The organism is Haloterrigena gelatinilytica (genome assembly GCF_013342145.1).
In the GTDB taxonomy this organism is placed as follows: Archaea; Halobacteriota; Halobacteria; order Halobacteriales; family Natrialbaceae; genus Haloterrigena; species Haloterrigena gelatinilytica.
Map to the genome: position 1 here is coordinate 276,257 of NZ_JABUQZ010000001.1, position 17,016 is coordinate 293,272.

Annotated in this window: 19 protein-coding genes; 5 read left to right on the forward strand and 14 right to left on the reverse strand. The window is 70.0% G+C overall.

The annotated features are described in order from the left end of the window. Window positions 1–53 precede the first annotated feature (53 nt). Together HTZ84_RS01365 and HTZ84_RS01370 are read right to left on the reverse strand one after the other, a co-directional pair. Complete coding sequence (locus HTZ84_RS01365; protein ID WP_008894238.1) at window positions 54–566, reverse strand: hypothetical protein; 513 nt, start codon at window positions 564–566, stop codon at window positions 54–56. A gap of 141 nt (window positions 567–707) precedes the next feature. Next, a complete protein-coding gene (locus tag HTZ84_RS01370; RefSeq protein ID WP_174679037.1) occupies window positions 708–1,481 on the reverse strand; it encodes a fumarylacetoacetate hydrolase family protein in 774 nt (257 codons plus the stop codon). A 192-nt stretch (window positions 1,482–1,673) separates the two neighbouring features. On the opposite strand from HTZ84_RS01370, the gene HTZ84_RS01375 reads away from it, so the two are divergent. Then, window positions 1,674–1,922: a hypothetical protein gene (locus HTZ84_RS01375; protein WP_174679038.1), complete on the forward strand. Its 249-nt coding sequence runs from the start codon at window positions 1,674–1,676 to the stop codon at window positions 1,920–1,922. A gap of 30 nt (window positions 1,923–1,952) precedes the next feature. Here HTZ84_RS01375 and HTZ84_RS01380 read toward each other — a convergent pair whose 3' ends face one another. Further along, window positions 1,953–2,984, reverse strand: coding sequence for an amidohydrolase family protein (locus tag HTZ84_RS01380; protein ID WP_174679039.1), 1,032 nt, complete (start codon window positions 2,982–2,984; stop codon window positions 1,953–1,955). 121 nt (window positions 2,985–3,105) lie between these two features. Here HTZ84_RS01380 and HTZ84_RS01385 point away from each other — a divergent pair, with 121 nt between their 5' ends. Continuing rightward, window positions 3,106–3,711: a nucleoside-triphosphatase gene (locus HTZ84_RS01385; RefSeq protein WP_174679040.1), complete on the forward strand. Its 606-nt coding sequence runs from the start codon at window positions 3,106–3,108 to the stop codon at window positions 3,709–3,711. Between the two features lie 212 nt (window positions 3,712–3,923). Here the strand turns inward: HTZ84_RS01385 and HTZ84_RS01390 are convergent, their stop codons facing one another. From HTZ84_RS01390 to HTZ84_RS01430, 9 genes are all read right to left on the reverse strand, one after another. Continuing rightward, complete coding sequence (locus tag HTZ84_RS01390) at window positions 3,924–4,136, reverse strand: hypothetical protein (protein WP_174679041.1); 213 nt, start codon at window positions 4,134–4,136, stop codon at window positions 3,924–3,926. A gap of 128 nt (window positions 4,137–4,264) precedes the next feature. Next, window positions 4,265–4,693, reverse strand: a complete 429-nt coding sequence (locus HTZ84_RS01395) for a hypothetical protein (protein ID WP_174679042.1) — start codon at window positions 4,691–4,693, stop codon at window positions 4,265–4,267. 374 nt (window positions 4,694–5,067) lie between these two features. Continuing rightward, window positions 5,068–5,826 (reverse strand): adenosylcobinamide amidohydrolase, encoded by a 759-nt coding sequence (locus tag HTZ84_RS01400; RefSeq protein ID WP_174679043.1) that lies wholly within the window; start codon window positions 5,824–5,826, stop codon window positions 5,068–5,070. Between the two features lie 8 nt (window positions 5,827–5,834). Then, complete coding sequence (locus HTZ84_RS01405; RefSeq protein ID WP_174679044.1) at window positions 5,835–6,902, reverse strand: aminotransferase class I/II-fold pyridoxal phosphate-dependent enzyme; 1,068 nt, start codon at window positions 6,900–6,902, stop codon at window positions 5,835–5,837. After that, window positions 6,892–7,944 carry a nicotinate mononucleotide-dependent phosphoribosyltransferase CobT gene (gene cobT, locus HTZ84_RS01410; protein WP_174679045.1) on the reverse strand — a complete coding sequence of 351 codons (1,053 nt, stop codon included), beginning with the start codon at window positions 7,942–7,944 and terminating at the stop codon, window positions 6,892–6,894. Before cobT ends, HTZ84_RS01405 begins: the two co-directional genes overlap by 11 nt. A 1-nt stretch (window position 7,945) precedes the next feature. Beyond that, window positions 7,946–8,533, reverse strand: a complete 588-nt coding sequence (locus tag HTZ84_RS01415; RefSeq protein WP_174682508.1) for an NTP transferase domain-containing protein — start codon at window positions 8,531–8,533, stop codon at window positions 7,946–7,948. Then, window positions 8,533–9,288 carry an adenosylcobinamide-GDP ribazoletransferase gene (cobS, locus tag HTZ84_RS01420; RefSeq protein ID WP_394353292.1) on the reverse strand — a complete coding sequence of 252 codons (756 nt, stop codon included), beginning with the start codon at window positions 9,286–9,288 and terminating at the stop codon, window positions 8,533–8,535. The genes HTZ84_RS01415 and cobS overlap by 1 nt, the downstream gene beginning before the upstream one ends. Next, the gene (locus HTZ84_RS01425; protein ID WP_174679047.1) at window positions 9,288–10,424 is read right to left on the reverse strand and encodes a CobD/CbiB family cobalamin biosynthesis protein; all 1,137 of its coding nucleotides are present in this window, start codon (window positions 10,422–10,424) and stop codon (window positions 9,288–9,290) included. The genes cobS and HTZ84_RS01425 overlap by 1 nt, the downstream gene beginning before the upstream one ends. Window positions 10,425–10,491: 67 nt before the next feature. Then, window positions 10,492–11,151: an HAD family hydrolase gene (locus HTZ84_RS01430; protein WP_174679048.1), complete on the reverse strand. Its 660-nt coding sequence runs from the start codon at window positions 11,149–11,151 to the stop codon at window positions 10,492–10,494. Between the two features lie 112 nt (window positions 11,152–11,263). Between HTZ84_RS01430 and HTZ84_RS01435 the strand changes: the two genes are divergently transcribed. Continuing rightward, complete coding sequence (locus HTZ84_RS01435) at window positions 11,264–11,860, forward strand: helix-turn-helix transcriptional regulator (protein WP_174679049.1); 597 nt, start codon at window positions 11,264–11,266, stop codon at window positions 11,858–11,860. Between the two features lie 24 nt (window positions 11,861–11,884). Here HTZ84_RS01435 and HTZ84_RS01440 read toward each other — a convergent pair whose 3' ends face one another. Together HTZ84_RS01440 and HTZ84_RS01445 are read right to left on the reverse strand one after the other, a co-directional pair. After that, the gene (locus HTZ84_RS01440; RefSeq protein WP_174679050.1) at window positions 11,885–12,496 is read right to left on the reverse strand and encodes a translation initiation factor IF-2 subunit beta; all 612 of its coding nucleotides are present in this window, start codon (window positions 12,494–12,496) and stop codon (window positions 11,885–11,887) included. A gap of 89 nt (window positions 12,497–12,585) precedes the next feature. Next, window positions 12,586–12,972 (reverse strand): DUF5789 family protein, encoded by a 387-nt coding sequence (locus HTZ84_RS01445; protein WP_174679051.1) that lies wholly within the window; start codon window positions 12,970–12,972, stop codon window positions 12,586–12,588. A gap of 153 nt (window positions 12,973–13,125) precedes the next feature. Here HTZ84_RS01445 and HTZ84_RS01450 point away from each other — a divergent pair, with 153 nt between their 5' ends. Both HTZ84_RS01450 and HTZ84_RS01455 read left to right on the forward strand, forming a co-directional pair. Continuing rightward, the gene (locus tag HTZ84_RS01450) at window positions 13,126–13,302 is read left to right on the forward strand and encodes a hypothetical protein (RefSeq protein ID WP_174679052.1); all 177 of its coding nucleotides are present in this window, start codon (window positions 13,126–13,128) and stop codon (window positions 13,300–13,302) included. A gap of 95 nt (window positions 13,303–13,397) precedes the next feature. Next, entirely contained in the window at window positions 13,398–16,949 is a 3,552-nt protein-coding gene (locus tag HTZ84_RS01455) for a PAS domain S-box protein (RefSeq protein WP_174679053.1), read from the forward strand. The last annotated feature ends 67 nt before the right edge of the window (window positions 16,950–17,016 follow it).

Genomic DNA, 17,016 nt, shown 5'->3' on the forward strand with positions numbered 1-17,016 from the left:
GTCCGAACACCCGACACGCAGTCGATTTGACATTCGTGCTCGGCGGCCGGCGGCTACAGCTCTCGGTCCGAATCCGGGTTCTCGAGTTCCCACAGCAGTTCCGGCAGAAACGCCTCGAGGTTCTCGATGACCTTCCGCTCGCTGACGTTCAGCCCCTCGCAGTGCTCGTGGGCCGAGTCGCGGATGTCGACGTGGAGGTCGCCGTCCTCGAGGAAGACGGCCAGCGGAAAGACCGAGCACCGCGTCGGTTTCCAGTCCTCCTCCAAGTGGAGGGTACAGAGGCCGTCGTCCCGGAGGAAGGCGCAGGCGCAGCCGTCGTCGCCGACGTGGTCGTCCCGGTCTTTCTCCTCGCGGGTGACGAACTTCTCGCCGCGGAAGTCCGTCGTCGTCTCGGCGAGGTTGGCTCGCTGGGCCAACTCGAGGAGGTCCTTATCGTAGAGGAGCACGCCGTGGTGACAACACCAGGTGCAGTCCTCGACGCACTCGAAGGTAAGCTCCGGATCGAACTCGACGACGACCTCGCGGTCGGGGTAGACCTCGACGCGTCGCCGCTGGTCAGCGCTCACGGCTCCGGAGAGGGGCGTCGTCCTCAAGTGCCTTTCTACCTGCCGTCTGAGACCGATCGTCGCCGCGTCGGACGAGTGACCCGAGGTCGTCGCGGGCTCGAGGCCGTTGCAATTCCTGCCATCACGGGCGTAACTTCGAAATTACGCGCGCAGCGCCTCCCGCTCGTCGCGCCCCTCCGGTTCGCTCGAGTCGACGACCGTATTTCGGAGCGTCCCGACGCCCTCGTAGGTGGTCTCGACGGCGTCTCCGGCTTCGACCGATTCGGGAGCCGCGGGGCTGCCGAGCGAGACGACGTCGCCCGAACGGAGCGAGACCCGACGGGAGAGCGACGAGACGATCTCGACGGGGTCGAACGGCATCGATTCGGTGGTTACCTTCCGGCGCCGCTCGCCGGTGACGTCGAACCGCACGCCGACGCCGGTCGGGTCGACCGCGGTTTCGATCCACGGACCCAGTCCGACGGGGCCGTCGACCGCGTTCCGGACGGGGCGACCGCTCCGATCGACCGCGACGACGTCGTTTCGGATCGCGTACCCGCGGACGATCTCCGGAACCGCGTCTTCGGAGACGTTTCGACAGCGTTCGTCGATGACGGCCGCGAATTCGCCGACGGCCACGAGTTTGTCGGCGGCGAGTTCGTCGGCGGGGTCGGGAGCCGGGACGGGAGCCCGGTGGCCGACCAGCGACGCCGCCGGCTCGGCGACGAAGTCGAGTGCGTCTACGTGTTCGCGCGCCGACTGTTCGTCGGCGCCAGCAACGTCGCCGTCGATGCGGTACAGCGCCGCGGGGTCGCAGGGCGGCAGGAAGTCGGGGTCGGCGCCGACGTCGTAGGCACCGTCGTCGGCGTGGAGGACGCCGTCTTCGTACCGTCCGGCGACCGGTCCGTCGTCGGTCGCGATCCGCGCGAGTTTCATTACCGCCCGTCGCGGTTCGGGGACGGTAGTGGTGTCGATTCCGTCGTCCGCCGTTCGGATCCGTAGCGGGTTCGCGGATCGACTCGCAGCCGACGCTCTCGAGGAAACTCCCCCTCGCCTGCGACGCTCGAGGCCCGGACACAGGCACATGGAGGGCCGACGTATACCCCGATCCCCCGGCAACGGGTGGATATGTGCGCTAACCTCACCGTCGACGAGGAAGGGAAGCGAGTCGTCAACACGAACGGTAAGGAGATCGGCGTCATCGACGAGGTCGGTGCGGGGGTCGCGTACGTCGAACCCGGGGCGGAGATGAGCGACTCGATCAAGTCTCGGCTCCACCGCGACCGGGACGTCGCCGACGGCACGGAGCGGTTCCAGCTCGACGAGGACTACGTCGACGAGATCACCGGCGACGAAGTTCGGCTCCAGCGGTTCTGAGCGGGCGGCCGCCGGACGGTCACCGAGCGCTTACGCCTCGCCTAACAGTCCCTCGAGGTTCCGGTAGCGGACGTTCGCCCACGCTTCGCCCGAGAGGTCGAACCGATCGAACAGTCCGAGCTGCGGAGTCTCCTGGTCCGGGTGGAGGTAGTCCGTCCCGAAGAGGAGCTGTTCGTGGTGGGTCTCGAGGAACGCCTGCCCGTATTCGGGATCCCGAGTGAGCCCGGTCCAGCCGGAGAGCCCCGAGAGGTCGCCGTAGACGTTGTCGTACCGGGCGAGGAGCTCCGGCACCCGGCCGCCGGGTTCGACCGGCCGCTCCGGATACCGACCCAGATCCGATTCTTCGACGTCCGCGGAGATGTGTGCCCACCAGCCGTGGGCGTGGCCGACGAAATCGACGTCGGGGAACGACGCCAGCACGTTTTCGAAGCGCGGCAGGCCGACCGCGTCGAGCATCGTCTTATCGTCGAGGTGGAGGACGACCGGAAGCCCGTGTTCGGCACACAGTTCGTACAGCCGCTCGTGTCGAGCGTCGTCGACCGGCAACCCGGCCTTCAGTTCGCCGAAGCCCCGCGCGCCCCGCTCGACGTAGCGCTCGAGGAGGTTCGTGACGGCCGAGAAGTCCTCCTCGTAGACCAGCGTCCGCGGATCGACCGTACAGAAGGGGACGAGCCGGTCGGGATAGGCGGCGACCTGCTCGAGGATCCACCAACTCGGTGCCTGGACCGGATAGCTCTCGGGCGAATCGAGCGCCAGCACGACCGCGCGGTCGATCCCGACCGCGTCCATCCACGACACCAGATCGTCCGCGTGCAGGGGCTCCCTGTCGAGGGTCTCCGCGGGGATCAGATGGGTGTGGGCGTCGAACAGCGGCTGGTCGGCGACGGCTGTCTCCTGACTCGACTGCACGCTCGGTTCCGTCCCTGCCGTCGCACTCGTCTCCGTCCCCGTCCCGACGACGCCAGCGGCTCCGAGGAGCCCGGCGCCCGCCCTCGAGAGCACGCGTCGTCGAGACGCGCTCGTCGTCGATCCCCGCCGTTCGCTCGCTCGCCCTCGAGGCATGCGATATTCTCCCACGACCCCGACAAAAACGGTACGGGGGACCGATCAGTCGGGCGACGGGTCGCGGAGGGTTTTAGTCTCGAGGCGGCCGAACGGTCCGATTACGAACGCCGGAGCACCGATGTCGGACGCGACCAACGCCCTCGTCACCGGCCCGCCCCGCAGCGGCAAGACGACCGCCCTCGAGCGGACCGTCTCGCGCCTGCGCGAGGACGGCTACGCGGTCGGCGGCCTCTCGAGTCCCGAACGCCGCGAGGCGGGCCGGCGCGCGGGGTTCGACATCGTCGACGTCGCGAGCGGCGAGCGCGCGGTGCTGGCCCGCGTCGACGGGGTGAGCCAAGATTCCGTCGCCTCGAGCGGACGCGACGAGCACCTCGAGTCGGGGGCGTCCGCCCCCACCGTCGGTAAGTACACCGTCGACGTCTCGTCCGTCGACCGCCTCGCCGGGACGGCGCTGCCGTCGGCCGTCGACGACGCCGACTGCGTGGTGATCGACGAGATCGCGCCGATGCAACTCGAGAGCGACCGGTTCGTTCGGGAAACGACGCGCGCCCTCGAGTCGTCGACGCCGGTGCTGGCCGCGATCAAACTGGACGCGACGGACGGATTCCTCGGCGCGGTGAAAAAGCGGTCGGACACGGAGCGGTTCGTCGTCGAGCCGGACGCGCGAGACGCGCTTCCCGAGACCCTCGCCGCGTGGGTTCGGTCCCGAATCCGGCCCCGATAGTCTATCGGCCCCAATTCCGATCCCACTCTCGTGTTCTCGTGGCGTGTGACGGCTGTTCCGCTGGCCCGTGACAGGCGGTCCGGCGGGGTGCGTGACAGGGGTGCCGCCGAACCGTGTGACAGGCGATTCGGCGGCGCGTGTGACAGGGGATCCGTCGGCGTCTGACAGGGACGCCGGCGGAGCGTGTGCGTGTGCGAATTCAGCTACCGACGTTACTCCTCGATGACGAGGTACGTCCGGTCGAGGCGGTGCTCGAGCGAGACGTCGTCGGTGTCGACACTCGATTCGACGAACTCCTCGATGCCGGCGGCGTGGAGATCGGTGACGTCGATGCGACGCCGCCGGGGGTCGAACTCCAGCGCGGTGCCCTCGTCTCTGGTGGTCGGCTCGGATCGGTCATCGGTTCGGTCGACGATCAGTGCCATACGTATCGATGAGACGGAACGTACGTTAAACCGATCCACCCGGAGTGAAAGTGAAAGTGCAGGACAGCGGGGGTGTGACGTGGAATCTGTGAATCGACGTCGCGGCGATGATGGCGCGAGTCTCCGGCCTATCCGAGGCGCTTGACGTCGACGCGGTGGGGTCCCGCGTCGATCTCGAGTTCCACCGCGTCGACGATCGACGCCTCCGCTCGCGCCTGCCACTCCTCGACGGCCTCGGCGTGGCGCTTGCGGAGCCGCTCGGTCTCGGACGGGTCGGCGTCCTCGAGTTCCCTCTCGAGGTCCGGGTAGTCGGCGACGACGTCGTCTTCGATGACGTCCGCGGGCGGGACGTGGATCGCACCGGTCAGTTCGGTATCGTCGCGCCGGTAGACGTGGATTCGCGCCCGCATGCGGCCGTGGAACGGCGGCGTCACGCGAAGCACGGCCTCGCCGGGATTCTCACGCGTGTACGCGTAGGCGTTGGCCGCGTCCTCGGCCGACAGCGCCAGCGAGCGGATGGTCGTCGGATCGTCGTTCTCGTTTGCGTCCCCCGCCATTGGCCCTTCGTTGGGCTCGAGACGGGTAAAGGGTGTATCTTCGATCTTCGGGACCGGACTCGAGGAGTTGTATTCCCGCTCGATGCGTTCACTCGAGTTGGAAATAGTACAGTCGGATCGAATAGGATTGAGACGGAAACCAGCGTCCTGCTGATCCTGGCAACAAGGAGTTGCCACCCCCTCCCCAACCGATTCGCTCCCTTCGGTCGCTCATCCCTCGCACAGTTCGTGCCGCGGTTCGTTGGTCACTCACCACGGCACAGCGCGCCACCGTACGTCGGATTCCCGAACTACGCTGGCTCCTAACCTCGAGTGAGACGGCACCCGAACCATCTTGACTGTCAATTAGGGCTCGATTCGATAGCACCCGCCGATCACGACTGTTCGTCGAGCGACGGCCGAAAGACCTCAGCCCGGACGTCCGTCGAGACGCCGTAGGTCGCGTCCGCGGCCGATTCGGGCGGGTCCTCGTCGCGGTCCGCGTAGTGGGCCCGCAGCGACGCCCCGACGGCCTCCCGGACGCAGGCTCGAGTCGCCCTCCCGACGTCGGTGCCGCTCCCGGAGAAGGCGGCCCGCTCGCCGGTCGGATCGTGGCCGACGACGACGGCGTCCGTCGTGGTGCCCGGCACGCCGGTCTCGGCGAGCAGCGTCGCGGCTTTGGCCTCCGCGGCGACGGCGATCAGGTTCGCCAGCGCGCCGGGGGCGAGCGCCCGCGTCGTGCCGACGACGATATTGACGGTGCCGCGGCCCGGCGCCGCGTCGCCGTCCGCCCCGCCGGGGTCGGCGGGACTCGAGTCGTCCTCCGGGTCCATCGGTAACGCGGCCGGGTTCGAGACGCCGGCGGTCGCGTAGGCGGTCACGGAACCGCGCCGCGCGCCGCGGGCGTCGGCCTGCTCGACGCCGGTCAAGAGGGTCGGCCCGCCGGCGGCAAAGCCCGCGCGCTCGAGGCGCTCGTCGACGTACGCCTCGAGATCGGTCCGGTCCCAGCCGTCGGGGACGGTGACGTTGTAGGCGCGGTCGGCGGTCCGGCGGCCGCCGTTCCAGCCGGTCGAGAGCCACTCCGTCTCCGGGCGCGCCACCCGAAGGACGCCGTCTCGGCGGACCGCCTCGTACGCGGGATCAGTCGCGGTCATCCACGGCGTCAGTGCTTTCGTCCGGTACTTGAGTCGTCGGATTCCGATCCGTCGGCGACGCCGAGGGCCGCGAGCAGCCGATCGTTCGACTCGCGGTCCGTGACGGCGACGCGGACGTGCGAGTCGAGGCCGCGGAAGGTCCGCGCGTCGCGGATCGCGACGCCGTCCGCGCGGGCCGCGGCGATCACGCTGTCGACGTCCCGCTCGCCGACGTCACACAGCAGGTAGGGCGCGTCCGACGGCCGGACGTCGAACCGCGAGGCGAGCGCCTCGCGCATTTGCTCGCGCTCGCCGGCGACCCGCTTCCGGGTCTCGCGCACGAACGCGTCCCGTCGAAGACAGTGCGCGCCCACTCGAGCCGCTGGCGTGCCCAGCGACCAGGCGCGGCGGGCCGTCTCGAGGGCCTCGCGCCGTTCGCCCGTCGCGACCGCAAATCCGGCCCGCAGCCCCGGCAGGCCGAACAGTTTGGTCAGCGAGCGGGCGACGATCACGTCTTCGGACTCGAGGCGAGCGGCCGACGGCAGGTCGGTAAACCCCAGAAAGGCCTCGTCGACCAGCAGCGTCGTTCCCGCGGCTCCACAGCGGGTTGCGAACGCGGCCAGCGCGTCGGGATCGGCCGCGTCGCCGGTCGGATTGTTCGGCGTGCAGACGATCGCCAGCGCGCAGTCCTCGAGCGCGTCGCGCTCCGCCGCCAGGATCTCGTCGTGCGGAACGAACCGCGGCGACGCACCCTGCAGGCGGACTTCGCGAGCGTACTCGCCGAAACTCGGAAACGGAACCAGCGCCTCGTCGCCGGGCTCGAGGGAGACCTCCAACGCCAGCCGAATCGCGGCCAGGCCGCCGGGGGTCGGAATCACACGCTCGGCCTCGCAGCCGACGAACTCCCCCGCGGCGGCCCGGAACTCGGGGTAGTCGTCGTCCGGATAGCGCCGCGAGTCCTCGAGGGCGTCCGCGTATACCGCCTCGACGCCGTCGGGCGTGTAGGGGTTGGTGTTGGCCGAGAAGTCGAGGATATCCCGGTCGGTCTCGCCGCCGTGGGGGACGCGCTCTCCGGTGCGCACCGAGTCAGGGTCCACGGTCGCCCTCCGTCTCCGGGTTCGTCTCTGCCTCCGGATCCGAGCCCGGTCCCCCGTCGGCGTCGATGCCGAGCCGGTCGCAGACCGCCTCGAGTCGATCCAGTACCTCGTCCATCCGGCCGTCGGGGACCAGCGAGAGCGCGCCGCCCATCGCGACGCCCTCCTTGGCCTCGCCGGCGCAGTACCGGGCCATGGCGACGTGGTCGCGCGAATCGAAGCCGGGATCCGTGACGGTCAGCTCGCAGTTCAGCCGGTAGCAGGCCTCGCCGAGCCGGTCGCCCTGCTCGTCTTCGACGAACGAGGTCGTCGCGATCGACAGCGGGTCGTCGACGTCGGCGTGGCGCAGGGCCGTCGCGACGGCCACCATCTGGGTACCGCCGGCCAGCGTCACGTCGGTGCCCGACTCGAGCGCGCCGGCCGCGACGCCGGCCACCGTCGCCTGGACCGGGTCGCCGACGGCGCGGATCGCCGCGAGCGGGTCGGCCTCGCAGTCGCCGGCCTCGAGGTCGCTCGCCGCCAGCGCCTCGTCGACGACCCGCCGTTTGCGTTCGATCGGGTTCTTCGGGAGCGAGGAGGAGACGCCGGTCGGTTCGCCCAGCGCGGTGAGCACGCCCAGCGCGGTCGTCGTCCCGCCCGGCACGGTCTCGCCGATCAGGAGGTCGTCGTCGGGGAGGCTCGCGCCGAACGAGCGGGCGCGGTCGAAGATCGCCGCCGCGTCGGGGACGGCCTCGACCTCGCGGACGTCGGCTCCGGGCTCGACGCCCAGATCGACCGTCGGCGCGCCCGTCGGCTGAGCGAGGCCGGCGTCGACCACGGTAGTATCGAAGCCGACGACCTCTCGGACGGCCCGGGTCACCGCGGCCGGCGTCGGACAGCCGTTCGGACTCACCGGCGTCACGGGGGCCGTCGTCGGCTTCCCGTACTCGAGGATCTCGACGTCCGCGGAGGGGGTGTGTTCCATCAGCTCCGGAGTGGCGCCGGCGGCGCTGATGCCGTCGATCAGGGCCGTCTCGGTCGTCCCGGCGGGGAGGATCACGCGCATCTCAGCGGTCCTCCGTGGCCGCCGCGGACAGCTGCGCTGTCGCGGTGCGGGCGTCTTCGCGTCGGTTCACGTTGATCGCGAGTCGCGGGTCGTAGTGTACGCGTGTCATGGATTCGTCCGAATCGCCGACTACGTTGACCCCGGTCGGCGCGAGGTGGTCGTCCGCCTCGAGCGTCGCGTCGACGCTGACGCCGAGCCGGCGCTTGAGCGCGACGGGGACGGCGACGGTCAGCGACGCGGTGGTATCGCGGTCGCGGTAGGGCTCGACGATCCGATCGACGACGGCCCCCTCGAGCAGCGGGACGTCGGCCGCGACGGTGAGGATCGGCGGTTCGATCGCGGGCCGCTCGAGCAGTTCCACCAGGTCGGCCACGTAACCGTCGCCGTCCGTCTCGATCGTCGTCACGCCGTCGGTCGACTCGAGGTGCGTTCGCGTTTCGGGGGCGTTCGGCGAGACGGCGGCGTAAACGGCGTCGACGCGGCTCTCCTCGAGGCCTGCGAGCACGCGATCGACCATCGCGACCCCGTCGATCGGGTGCAGCGGTTTCTCGCGGGGGCTCTCGAGGCGGGTCCCCTTCCCGCCGCACATCACGACAGCGTCCACGCGATCACCCCCAGGTGGACGCCGGCGACGCGGCCGATCTCGTTGGCCGCGCCGAAGATATCGCCGTTTACGCCGCCGAGGTGGCCCGTCGCCCAGTTCCAGGGGAGGCCGATCCCCGCGAGGGCGCCGCCGAGGGCGACCGCCGCCGCCGGGTTCGGCCACGTCAGCGCGGCGGCCGGCAGGGCGATCAGGGCGGGTGCGACGAACGAGAGCGGATCGGACGCCGTCGTGAACTGCCTGCCCATCCCGTCGTCGCTCGCCGTACCGAAACAGGCCATCGCGGCCATCCCGAGTTTCGTCCCGACTTCGGCGGCGACCGCGACGCCGATCGCGCGACGGGGAGGGAGTCCGGCGAGGGAGAGCCCGCCCAGCGCCAGCGCGACGACGACCAGGGAAACCGCCAGCAGCGCGCCGACGCCGGTCGTCGTGTCCTTCAGGACCTCCCGGCGGCGCTCGCGGTCGCCGTGGACGACGAGCGCGTCGCCCAGATCCGCGACCCCGTCGAGGTGGTGGATCCCGAGCACGGCGTAGACGGCCAGCAGGTAGCCCAGCGCGACGGTCGCAGCCGGGAGCGCCTCGGTCGCGAGCAGGGGGAGGGCGGCCAGCGCGCCCGCGACGTAGCCGACGACCGGGAACGCTGCCGGACTCGAGCGAAACGCCGCCCAGTCGCCGTCGCGGTGGCCGACCGGCAGCCGCGTCAGGAAGCCCAGCGCGCCGCGGACGGCGGCGAGTCCCCCGATCACGCGACCATCACCTCGAGGTCCGGCAACGTCCCTATCGCTCCGGCGAGCGCGTCGATGGGGGGTGCGACGCCCGCGCCGAACGCGGCGCCGATACCGGCGGTCGGGCCCGTCGGGACCGGCTGTCCGCCTCCGGGCGGCGCGATCACCGTCACGCCCGCCGCGAGGAGGACGGCGACGACGAGGGCGGCGACGGCCGCCCGACCGACGACGGCGATGGCCCGCTCGCCGTCGGCGACCGTCGGCAGCTCGGCCCCTGGATTCAGGTCGTAGACGCCCGCCTTGCGCAGTCGAACCGAGAGGACGCAGGCGAGGGCGGCCATGGGCCATCCGGAGTTGGGCGAGGGCGGATCCCGGGCCCACCTCCTTGCCCGCCAGAGCGCGAGCGGGTCGGCCGCGGCGACGGCGACGGTGACCGCGGCCAGCCGCGCGGGGAGCCACATCACGAGGTCGTCGAGTCGTGCGCTCGCGGTGCCGTGTGGCTTCGCGGGATAACCGAGCATCGAGTCCAGCGTGTTGACGCCCTTGACCCACGCCGCGGCGGCCGCCGCGGCCGGCAGCGAGATCGGCGCGAGGAGGGCGAAGGGGAGGAGCGTCGCGACCAGCCCGTCCGCGAGGTTCTCGCCGGCGCTCTCGACCGCCGCGCTGCGGATCTCGGCCGCCGAGAGCGCTGACGTGTCGCGACCGACGAGGCCCCGAACCCGCTCGCGGGCCGTCTCGAGGCCGTCGGCGGCTCCGGCCTCGGAACTGGTGTCAGCACCCTCCGTTCCGGCGGTCACCGTCGCAGTTGCGGTGGCCGCAGTGGCGTCCACGACCGCCCGAGTCAACTCGAGCAGCGAGCGCAGGCTGGTCGTCAGAAAGAGGACGATTCCGGCGACGACGGCCCCCGCGAGCGGCGATCGGGCGCCGGCGATCACGACGGCGCCGCCCGCGGCGATCGCGGGACACAGCGGCGCGAGCACGGCGATGCCGACCCCGGCCAGCCGCTGCCCGCGCTCGGTGGCGGCCCACTCCCGGTCGAGCGCGCCGACCAGTCGGCCGAACCACGCCACCGGGTGGAGCGCGTTCGGCGGCTCGCCGACCAGCAGGTCGAGGCTGAAGGCCAGCCCGAACAGCGCGATCGTCGTCAGTAGCACGGTCGTCCCTCCGGGCCCCGATCGCGGGGCCGCGTTCCGTTCGCACTCGCGGTGTCTCGCCGCGAGGTCATGATTCCCGTGACTCTCCGCGGGATTCCCGCGACTCCTCGAGGGCTGACAGGCGGTCCGGGACCGTCTCGAGCGGACAGTCCTCGAGCAACAGCGCCGTTCCGCCCACGTTCTCGACGCCGCCGTCGGCCCGGGGGTCGTCGCCGACGTGGACGAGGTCGGCGGGATCGACGCCGAGGCGATCGGCGGTCAGTTCGAAGATCTGGGGCGCGGGCTTGCGCCAGCCGCAGCCGACGCTGGTCACGATCGCGTCGAAGTCGTCGCGCTCGAAGGCCGAGCGGACGAGGGTGCGGCCGACCAGTTCGGGGACGCTGCAGTTCGAACAGATCGCGACCGGCCCCGTTTCGCGGGCGGCCGCGACGGCCTCGACGGCGCCCGGTCTGGTCTCGACCGTCGGGTCGAACGCCGCGACGACCGCTCGCCGGGCCGCGTTGCGCTCGTAGCTGACGTCGCGGCTCGCGAGCGCGCGCGAGACGTGAGCCGGCAGCGGCACCTCGGCGCCCTCGGGGGCGTCGACGTGGGCCTCGGCGTAGGCCTCGTTCCAGTCGTCTGGGACCGCGACGCCGCGGTCCGCGAGTTCCTCGGCCACGGCTGCGGCCGGGTCGGACGGTCTCTCGGCGGTCACGAGCGTTCCGAAGAGGTCGAACGATACTCCCACGAGTGTGTAACTAGCACAAACTGACTTTAATTTCGCGGTCGGAACGCGATCGATCGGCGGCGGGAAAAGATTTGTAACGACCACGGTCAGGTTAGTGATCGAGGCTTCCCCGATGTCCCGACGATCCCCCTCCACCTCCCGATTCGTCCGCCGCGTTCGGCGCACCGTCCGAGCGAGTCTCGAAACGGTCAAATCCCTGGTTCGGGTCGGTTCCCGTTCCGATGCCGCCGTCGACGAGTCGACGCTCGTAGACGATCCGCACCACGACCGTCGCGACCGTCACGATTCGACGGACTGGCACCGTTCCGACCGCCACGGCGGGCCCGATCGACACGGCCGACCCGAGCGCGACCGCGACGCCGACGCGCGACTCGAGTCCGGTTCGGATCCGAGTCCGGAGTCGCCTCCGGGGTCGAAAGCCGCCCTGCTCGACCCTGCAACCGGTCCCACGAGCCAGAGCGAGATCCTCGAGCACGGCTGCGTGCCGGCTCAGTACGTCCGCGTCGTTCTGACCGAACACGGCGGCCGACTCAAGCAGCGGCGCTTCGTCGACGAGTACGGCTGGTCGCCGTCGACGATCAGCGAACTCCTCTCGTCGCTCGAGGACGACGGCGCGGTCGAGCGCTATCGGATCGGCCGCGAGAAGGTGATTCGCCTCCCCGACGAGCAGCAGCGGCTGGCGCCGACGGCGGGAGAGTCGCGAAACTAGCGCTCGGTAGAACGGCGGCCGCCCTCAGTCGAGGCGAGCGAACGCGAGGTTGCCGGAGATGTTCTTGATGTAGATGTCGACGACGTCGCCCTCCTCGGCGCCGGGGACGAAGATCGTGTACTCGCCCTTCTCGGCGACACCGTCGCCCTTGCGGCCGGTACCGGTGATCTCGACGGTGTAGGTCTTGCCCTCTTCGACGGCGTCCTGCTGTTGTTGCTGCTGGCTGCTCGTCGAGCGCTTGGTGACGGGGCGGAACGCACCGCAGGCGTCACAGCGCAGCATGGGCGTGCGGTCCTCGCGGACGAGGCGGGTGTCGGGCAGGCCACACTCCGAACAGAGGACGTACTCGTCGACGTAGGCGTCGACGGCCGCGTTGAAGTCCTGCTCGGAGAAGGTGCCGTTGTACCGACCGCGACCGTCCTCGAGTTTGCCGCTGGTACCGAGTTCGCGCTGGATGAACCGGTGGAGGTGTTCGTCCTCGCGCGAGAGCACGTCGGCGATTTCGCCGAGGTTCGTAAAGCGCGTGAAGGCGCCGTCCTTCTGGGGGACGGCGTCGGGGATCTGCAGTCGCTCCTCGTCGCCGCCGATGTCCGGTACGTCGTCCATCGCCCGGTCGAGACTCGCTTCGTAATCCATACGCGAGAACAGGGGACCGGGACGTAAATCCGTTCTGCTATCACAATCGAGAGACGGGAGGCCGATCCGCCCTCACGGCCGTCGAGGGCTCACAGCGAGTCGCCGCCGCCCTCGCCGAGCGACCCCTGTTTCTCCTCGTCGAGACTCGAGAGGTCGCGCTCGGCGTTGGCCTCGTTGGGACTTCCGGCCTCGCCGGTGACCTCGCCGTAGACCGCCTCGCGGACCTCTTCGGCGGTGTCGAACTGCTCGCCGGCCAGGCGGTCGAAGACGCTGCCCAGCGACTCCGTCTCGTTGGGCATGTCGATCGCCTCGTTGGCGTACTCCGAGGCGAGCTCCTCGCTCGTGACCGGATACTCGAGTTCGCCGAGGTCGCGGCCGACGTCCTCGAGGATCGACTCGGTCGTCTCGGCCCGCCGAGATTTCCGCCGTTCGGCGCTGTCCTGTGCCCGGTCGCGGCTGGGACCGTCCTCGCTCATACGCCGTGCTACCGTCGGCCGAGTGAAAAACGGCCGGCCGGCGATCGCCTGTGGTCGTCGGGATCGTTCCGTTGTTACAGCCGTGACAACTGTGTTGTCGTTACGATTGTCCTCGCAGAGGATACTTTGTGCCCCTCTCGAGAGAGACGACGCATGCCTGAGGAGAATCGACGAACGATCGCGATGTGCGAAGAGTGCGGCGCCCTCTACGCGGCATTCGAGATCACCGCCGGCGAGTTTCGACCGATCGGGCAACGGGACGGCTGCCAGTGCGGATCCACGGACTTCACCCCCGTCGACGACGACGCCTCGGGGCTCTCGCTCGACTGAACGGAGGGGCGAGCCGAAGCGATTACCCCTTCTATCCTCCGAGCGCCCCTCGAGCGTACGTGGAACTTTTCCGGTCAGGCGTCTCTACTGGGTGTATGAGTGAACGAGCGGGGGAACGCGGCGGGGACTTCTGGGACGACGCGGACGAGACCACCGCTCTCCAGCGCTACCGGACGCTGGTGAACACGATCGACGACGGCCTCTACCAGCTCGACGCCGACGGCACCGTCGTCGCGGTCAACGACGTGATCGTCGACCGGACGGGCTACGCGCGCGACGAGCTGATCGGCCACCACGTCTCCCGAATCCTCGACGCAAACGACATCGAGCGTATCGAACGCGAGATTCAGGAGGGGCTATCGGCCGATCGGGACGCCGCCGGCGTCTTCGAGGTCGCGATCGAGACGGCCGACGGCGATCGCGTCCCGACCGAGCTTCGAGTGAACCCGCTGCTCGAGGACGGCGAGTTCCGCGGGACGATCGGCGTCGCCCGCGACGTCAGCGATCTGGAACGCAGCCGAGAGCGCGCCGAGACGGCCATGGAGTCCTACGAGACGATCACCACCGTCCTCGACGAGGCCGACGTTGGCGTCTTCCTCCTCGACGACTCCTTCGACGTCGCTTGGGCCGACGAGACCGCGGGCGAGTACTTCGGATTCGACCGGGACGCGGTCATCGGTCGCGACAAGCGCGAGCTGATCGACGAGACGATCCGCCACCGCGTCGCCGACGGCGACGCCTTCGCCGACACCGTCCTCGCGACCTACGAGGACAACAGCTACGACGAGCGCTTCGACTGTCGCGTCACGGCCGGTTCCGACGGTGGGGAACGCTGGCTCGAGCACCGGAGCCGACCGATCGAGTCCGGCCGGTACGCCGGCGGGCGGATCGAACTCTACTACGACGTCACCGACCGACACCGCCGGGCCACCCAGTTGCGGCGGCTCAACGTAGCCGTCAGCGAGTGGCTCGAGGAGTCCTCGCGCGAGGGAGTCGCCGAGCGGGCCACGGATCACCTCCGGGACATCCTCGGGATGACGCTCAACGGGATCTACCTCTACGACGACGACGCGACGGCGCTCAGACCCGCGAGTTGGACGGACGCGACCGAGCGACTGCTCGGCGACCTGCCGACGTTCGAACCGAACGAGGGGGTCGCCTGGCACGTCTTCGAGTCGGGCGAACCGGCGTTCTACGCCGACGTGAGCGAGGCGCCGAACGCGTACGATCCGGACACGCCGATCGGCAGCGAGATGGTCCTGCCGATCGGGGATCACGGCGTCGCCTTCATCAGCTCCGCGGAGCGCGGCGCCTTCGACGAGGGCGACCGGATGCTCGCGCAGGTCGTCGCCTCGAGCCTCGAGGCGACCTTCGATCGGCTCCGCCACGAGCGCCGCCTCGAGCGCGAGCGGGATCTGATCGACCGGATTCTCGATACCATTCCCGTGGGCGGCTTCGTGCTCGACGCCGACGGAGAGATCACGCGGATCAACGACCGCGCCGCCGAGCTCTTCGGGGTCGAGGAGCCGGAATCGTTCTCCCCGGAGGACGGGCTGCTCTACGACGAGGACGGTCGGCGGCTGTCGGTCGAGGAGTACCCGTCGTCCCGGGCGCTCGAGACCGGAGAACCGATCTACGACCGCGTGTTGCAGGTCGAACGCCCGGGCGGGGACGAGGACGGGGAGCGACGCTGGCTGTCGATCAGCGCCGCCCCGATCGCCGACGACGGGGCGACCGATCGCGTCGTCACGGCCGCGGAGGACGTCACCGACCTCAAGGAGCGCGAACGGGCCCTCGAGAGCGAACTTCGCGAGGTGTTCGGACGGGTCTCGGACGCGTTTTACGCGGTCGACGAGGAGTACCGGTTCACGCACGTCAACGAGCGCGCGGCGGAGCTCCTCGGGGTCCCCGAGGACGAACTGCTGGGTCGGCGCCTCGGGGAGGTCTACTCGGAGACGGCGGAGCTCGAGCAGGTGCGAGACCGCTTCGACGAGGCGATGGAAACGCAGGAATCGACCGGGCTGGAACACTACTCGGACCTGCTCGGGTTCTGGATCGAGGCGACCGTCTATCCCTCCGAGAGCGGCGTCTCGGTCTACTTCCGCGACGTCACCGAGCGCAAGGAGCGCGAGCAGGAACTCCGGGAGAGCGAGGCGAAGTTCCGGACCCTCGCGGAAAATCTCGACGAGATCGTCTGGATGTCGACGCCCGACGCCGAGGAGATACTGTACATCAACCCGATCTACGAGGACGTCTGGGGCCGGAACCGCGACTCGCTCTACGACGACCCGCACTCGTTCCTCGAGGCGATCCACCCGGACGACCGAGCGCGGGTTCGGGAGGCCTACGCGGCCCTGCCCGAGACCGAGTACGACGAGGAGTTCCGCGTCGTCCGGCCGGACGGCTCCGTCCGGTGGGTCCACGCCCAGGCCGTACCGGTCCGCAACGACGGCGAGATCGTCCGCATCGTCGGGGTCGCCGCCGACATCACCGACCGCCGGGAGTACCGGCGCAAACTCGAGACGAGCGAGCGGCGCCACCGGACGCTCGTCGAGAACTTCCCGGACGGCGCGGTCGCGCTCTACGACGAGGATCTCGAGTACACCGCCATCGGCGGCCAGTACTTCGACGAGGTCGGTATCGACCCCGACGAGCGGCTCGGAAACAACGTCTCCGAGGTGTATCCGGACCGCCTCGTCGCGGAACTCGAACCGGAGTTTCGCGCCGCGTTCGACGGCGAGGAACGCGAGTTCGAAGTCGAACTCAACGACCGCTATCTGCGCGTGCACGTCGTCCCCGTCGAGAACGCGGCCGGCGAGATCTACGCGGGGATGATCGTCGCCCAGGACATCACCGAGCGCCGGGCGTACCGGCGCAAACTCGAGGAGTCAAACGAGCGCCTCCAGCAGTTCGCCTACGCCGTCTCCCACGACCTCCAGGAGCCCCTGCGGATGATCACGAGCTACCTCCAGTTGCTCGAGTCGCGGTACGAGGACGAACTGGACGAGGACGCCGCGGAGTTCATCGACTTCGCGGTCGACGGCGCCGACCGGATGAAGGCGATGATCGAGGGCCTCCTCGAGTACTCTCGGGTCACCACCCGCGGGGACCCCCTCGAGCCGGTCGACCTCGAACGGGTCGTCGACGAGGCCCTCGCCGATCTGCAGTTCCGGATCGAGGACGAGAACGCCGAGATCGAGACCGAGTCCCTCCCCCGCGTCGAGGGCGATATCAATCAGCTCCGGCAGGTGTTCCAGAACCTCTTGGACAACGCCATCGAGTACAGCGGCGACGAGCCGCCGCGGATCGAGATCACCGCCGAGCGCCGCGAGTCCGGCCACGCGGCCGCGGACGGGCCGGCCGAGCCGCAGCCTCGAGCGGAGGGTATCGCCGCGGAGAGCGACGACGAGTGGGTGATCTCGGTCGCGGACGAGGGGATCGGAATCGATCCGGAAGACGCCGACCGCATCTTCGAGGTGTTCGAGCGGTTGCACACCCGCGAGGAACACGCGGGGACGGGGATCGGCCTGGCGCTCTGTCAGCGAATCGTCGAGCGCCACGGCGGCGAGATCTGGATCGACTCCGAGCCCGGTGAGGGCGCGACGTTTTCGTTTACGCTGCCGGCTGTCGACGAGAGCGACGAGTGAACGCCGGCAGGCGGTTCGATGGCTCGGCCGGGCCGGACGCGCCACGTCCGTCGGTCGAGCGAATCGC

Bases quoted from the DNA above. Each gene is read 5' to 3' on its own strand.
- HTZ84_RS01440 (WP_174679050.1), bottom strand. From the start codon at position 12,496: ATGGATTACGAAGCGAGTCTCGACCGGGCGATGGACGACGTACCGGAC.
- HTZ84_RS01370 (WP_174679037.1), bottom strand. From the start codon at position 1,481: ATGAAACTCGCGCGGATCGCGACCGACGACGGACCGGTCGCCGGACGG.
- HTZ84_RS01445 (WP_174679051.1), bottom strand. From the start codon at position 12,972: ATGAGCGAGGACGGTCCCAGCCGCGACCGGGCACAGGACAGCGCCGAA.
- HTZ84_RS01450 (WP_174679052.1), top strand. From the start codon at position 13,126: ATGCCTGAGGAGAATCGACGAACGATCGCGATGTGCGAAGAGTGCGGC.
- HTZ84_RS01380 (WP_174679039.1), bottom strand. From the start codon at position 2,984: ATGCCTCGAGGGCGAGCGAGCGAACGGCGGGGATCGACGACGAGCGCG.
- HTZ84_RS01375 (WP_174679038.1), top strand. From the start codon at position 1,674: ATGTGCGCTAACCTCACCGTCGACGAGGAAGGGAAGCGAGTCGTCAAC.
- cobT (WP_174679045.1), bottom strand. From the start codon at position 7,944: ATGCGCGTGATCCTCCCCGCCGGGACGACCGAGACGGCCCTGATCGAC.
- HTZ84_RS01435 (WP_174679049.1), top strand. From the start codon at position 11,264: ATGTCCCGACGATCCCCCTCCACCTCCCGATTCGTCCGCCGCGTTCGG.
- HTZ84_RS01395 (WP_174679042.1), bottom strand. From the start codon at position 4,693: ATGGCGGGGGACGCAAACGAGAACGACGATCCGACGACCATCCGCTCG.
- HTZ84_RS01390 (WP_174679041.1), bottom strand. From the start codon at position 4,136: ATGGCACTGATCGTCGACCGAACCGATGACCGATCCGAGCCGACCACC.
- HTZ84_RS01400 (WP_174679043.1), bottom strand. From the start codon at position 5,826: ATGACCGCGACTGATCCCGCGTACGAGGCGGTCCGCCGAGACGGCGTC.
- HTZ84_RS01415 (WP_174682508.1), bottom strand. From the start codon at position 8,533: ATGTGCGGCGGGAAGGGGACCCGCCTCGAGAGCCCCCGCGAGAAACCG.
- HTZ84_RS01455 (WP_174679053.1), top strand. From the start codon at position 13,398: ATGAGTGAACGAGCGGGGGAACGCGGCGGGGACTTCTGGGACGACGCG.
- HTZ84_RS01385 (WP_174679040.1), top strand. From the start codon at position 3,106: ATGTCGGACGCGACCAACGCCCTCGTCACCGGCCCGCCCCGCAGCGGC.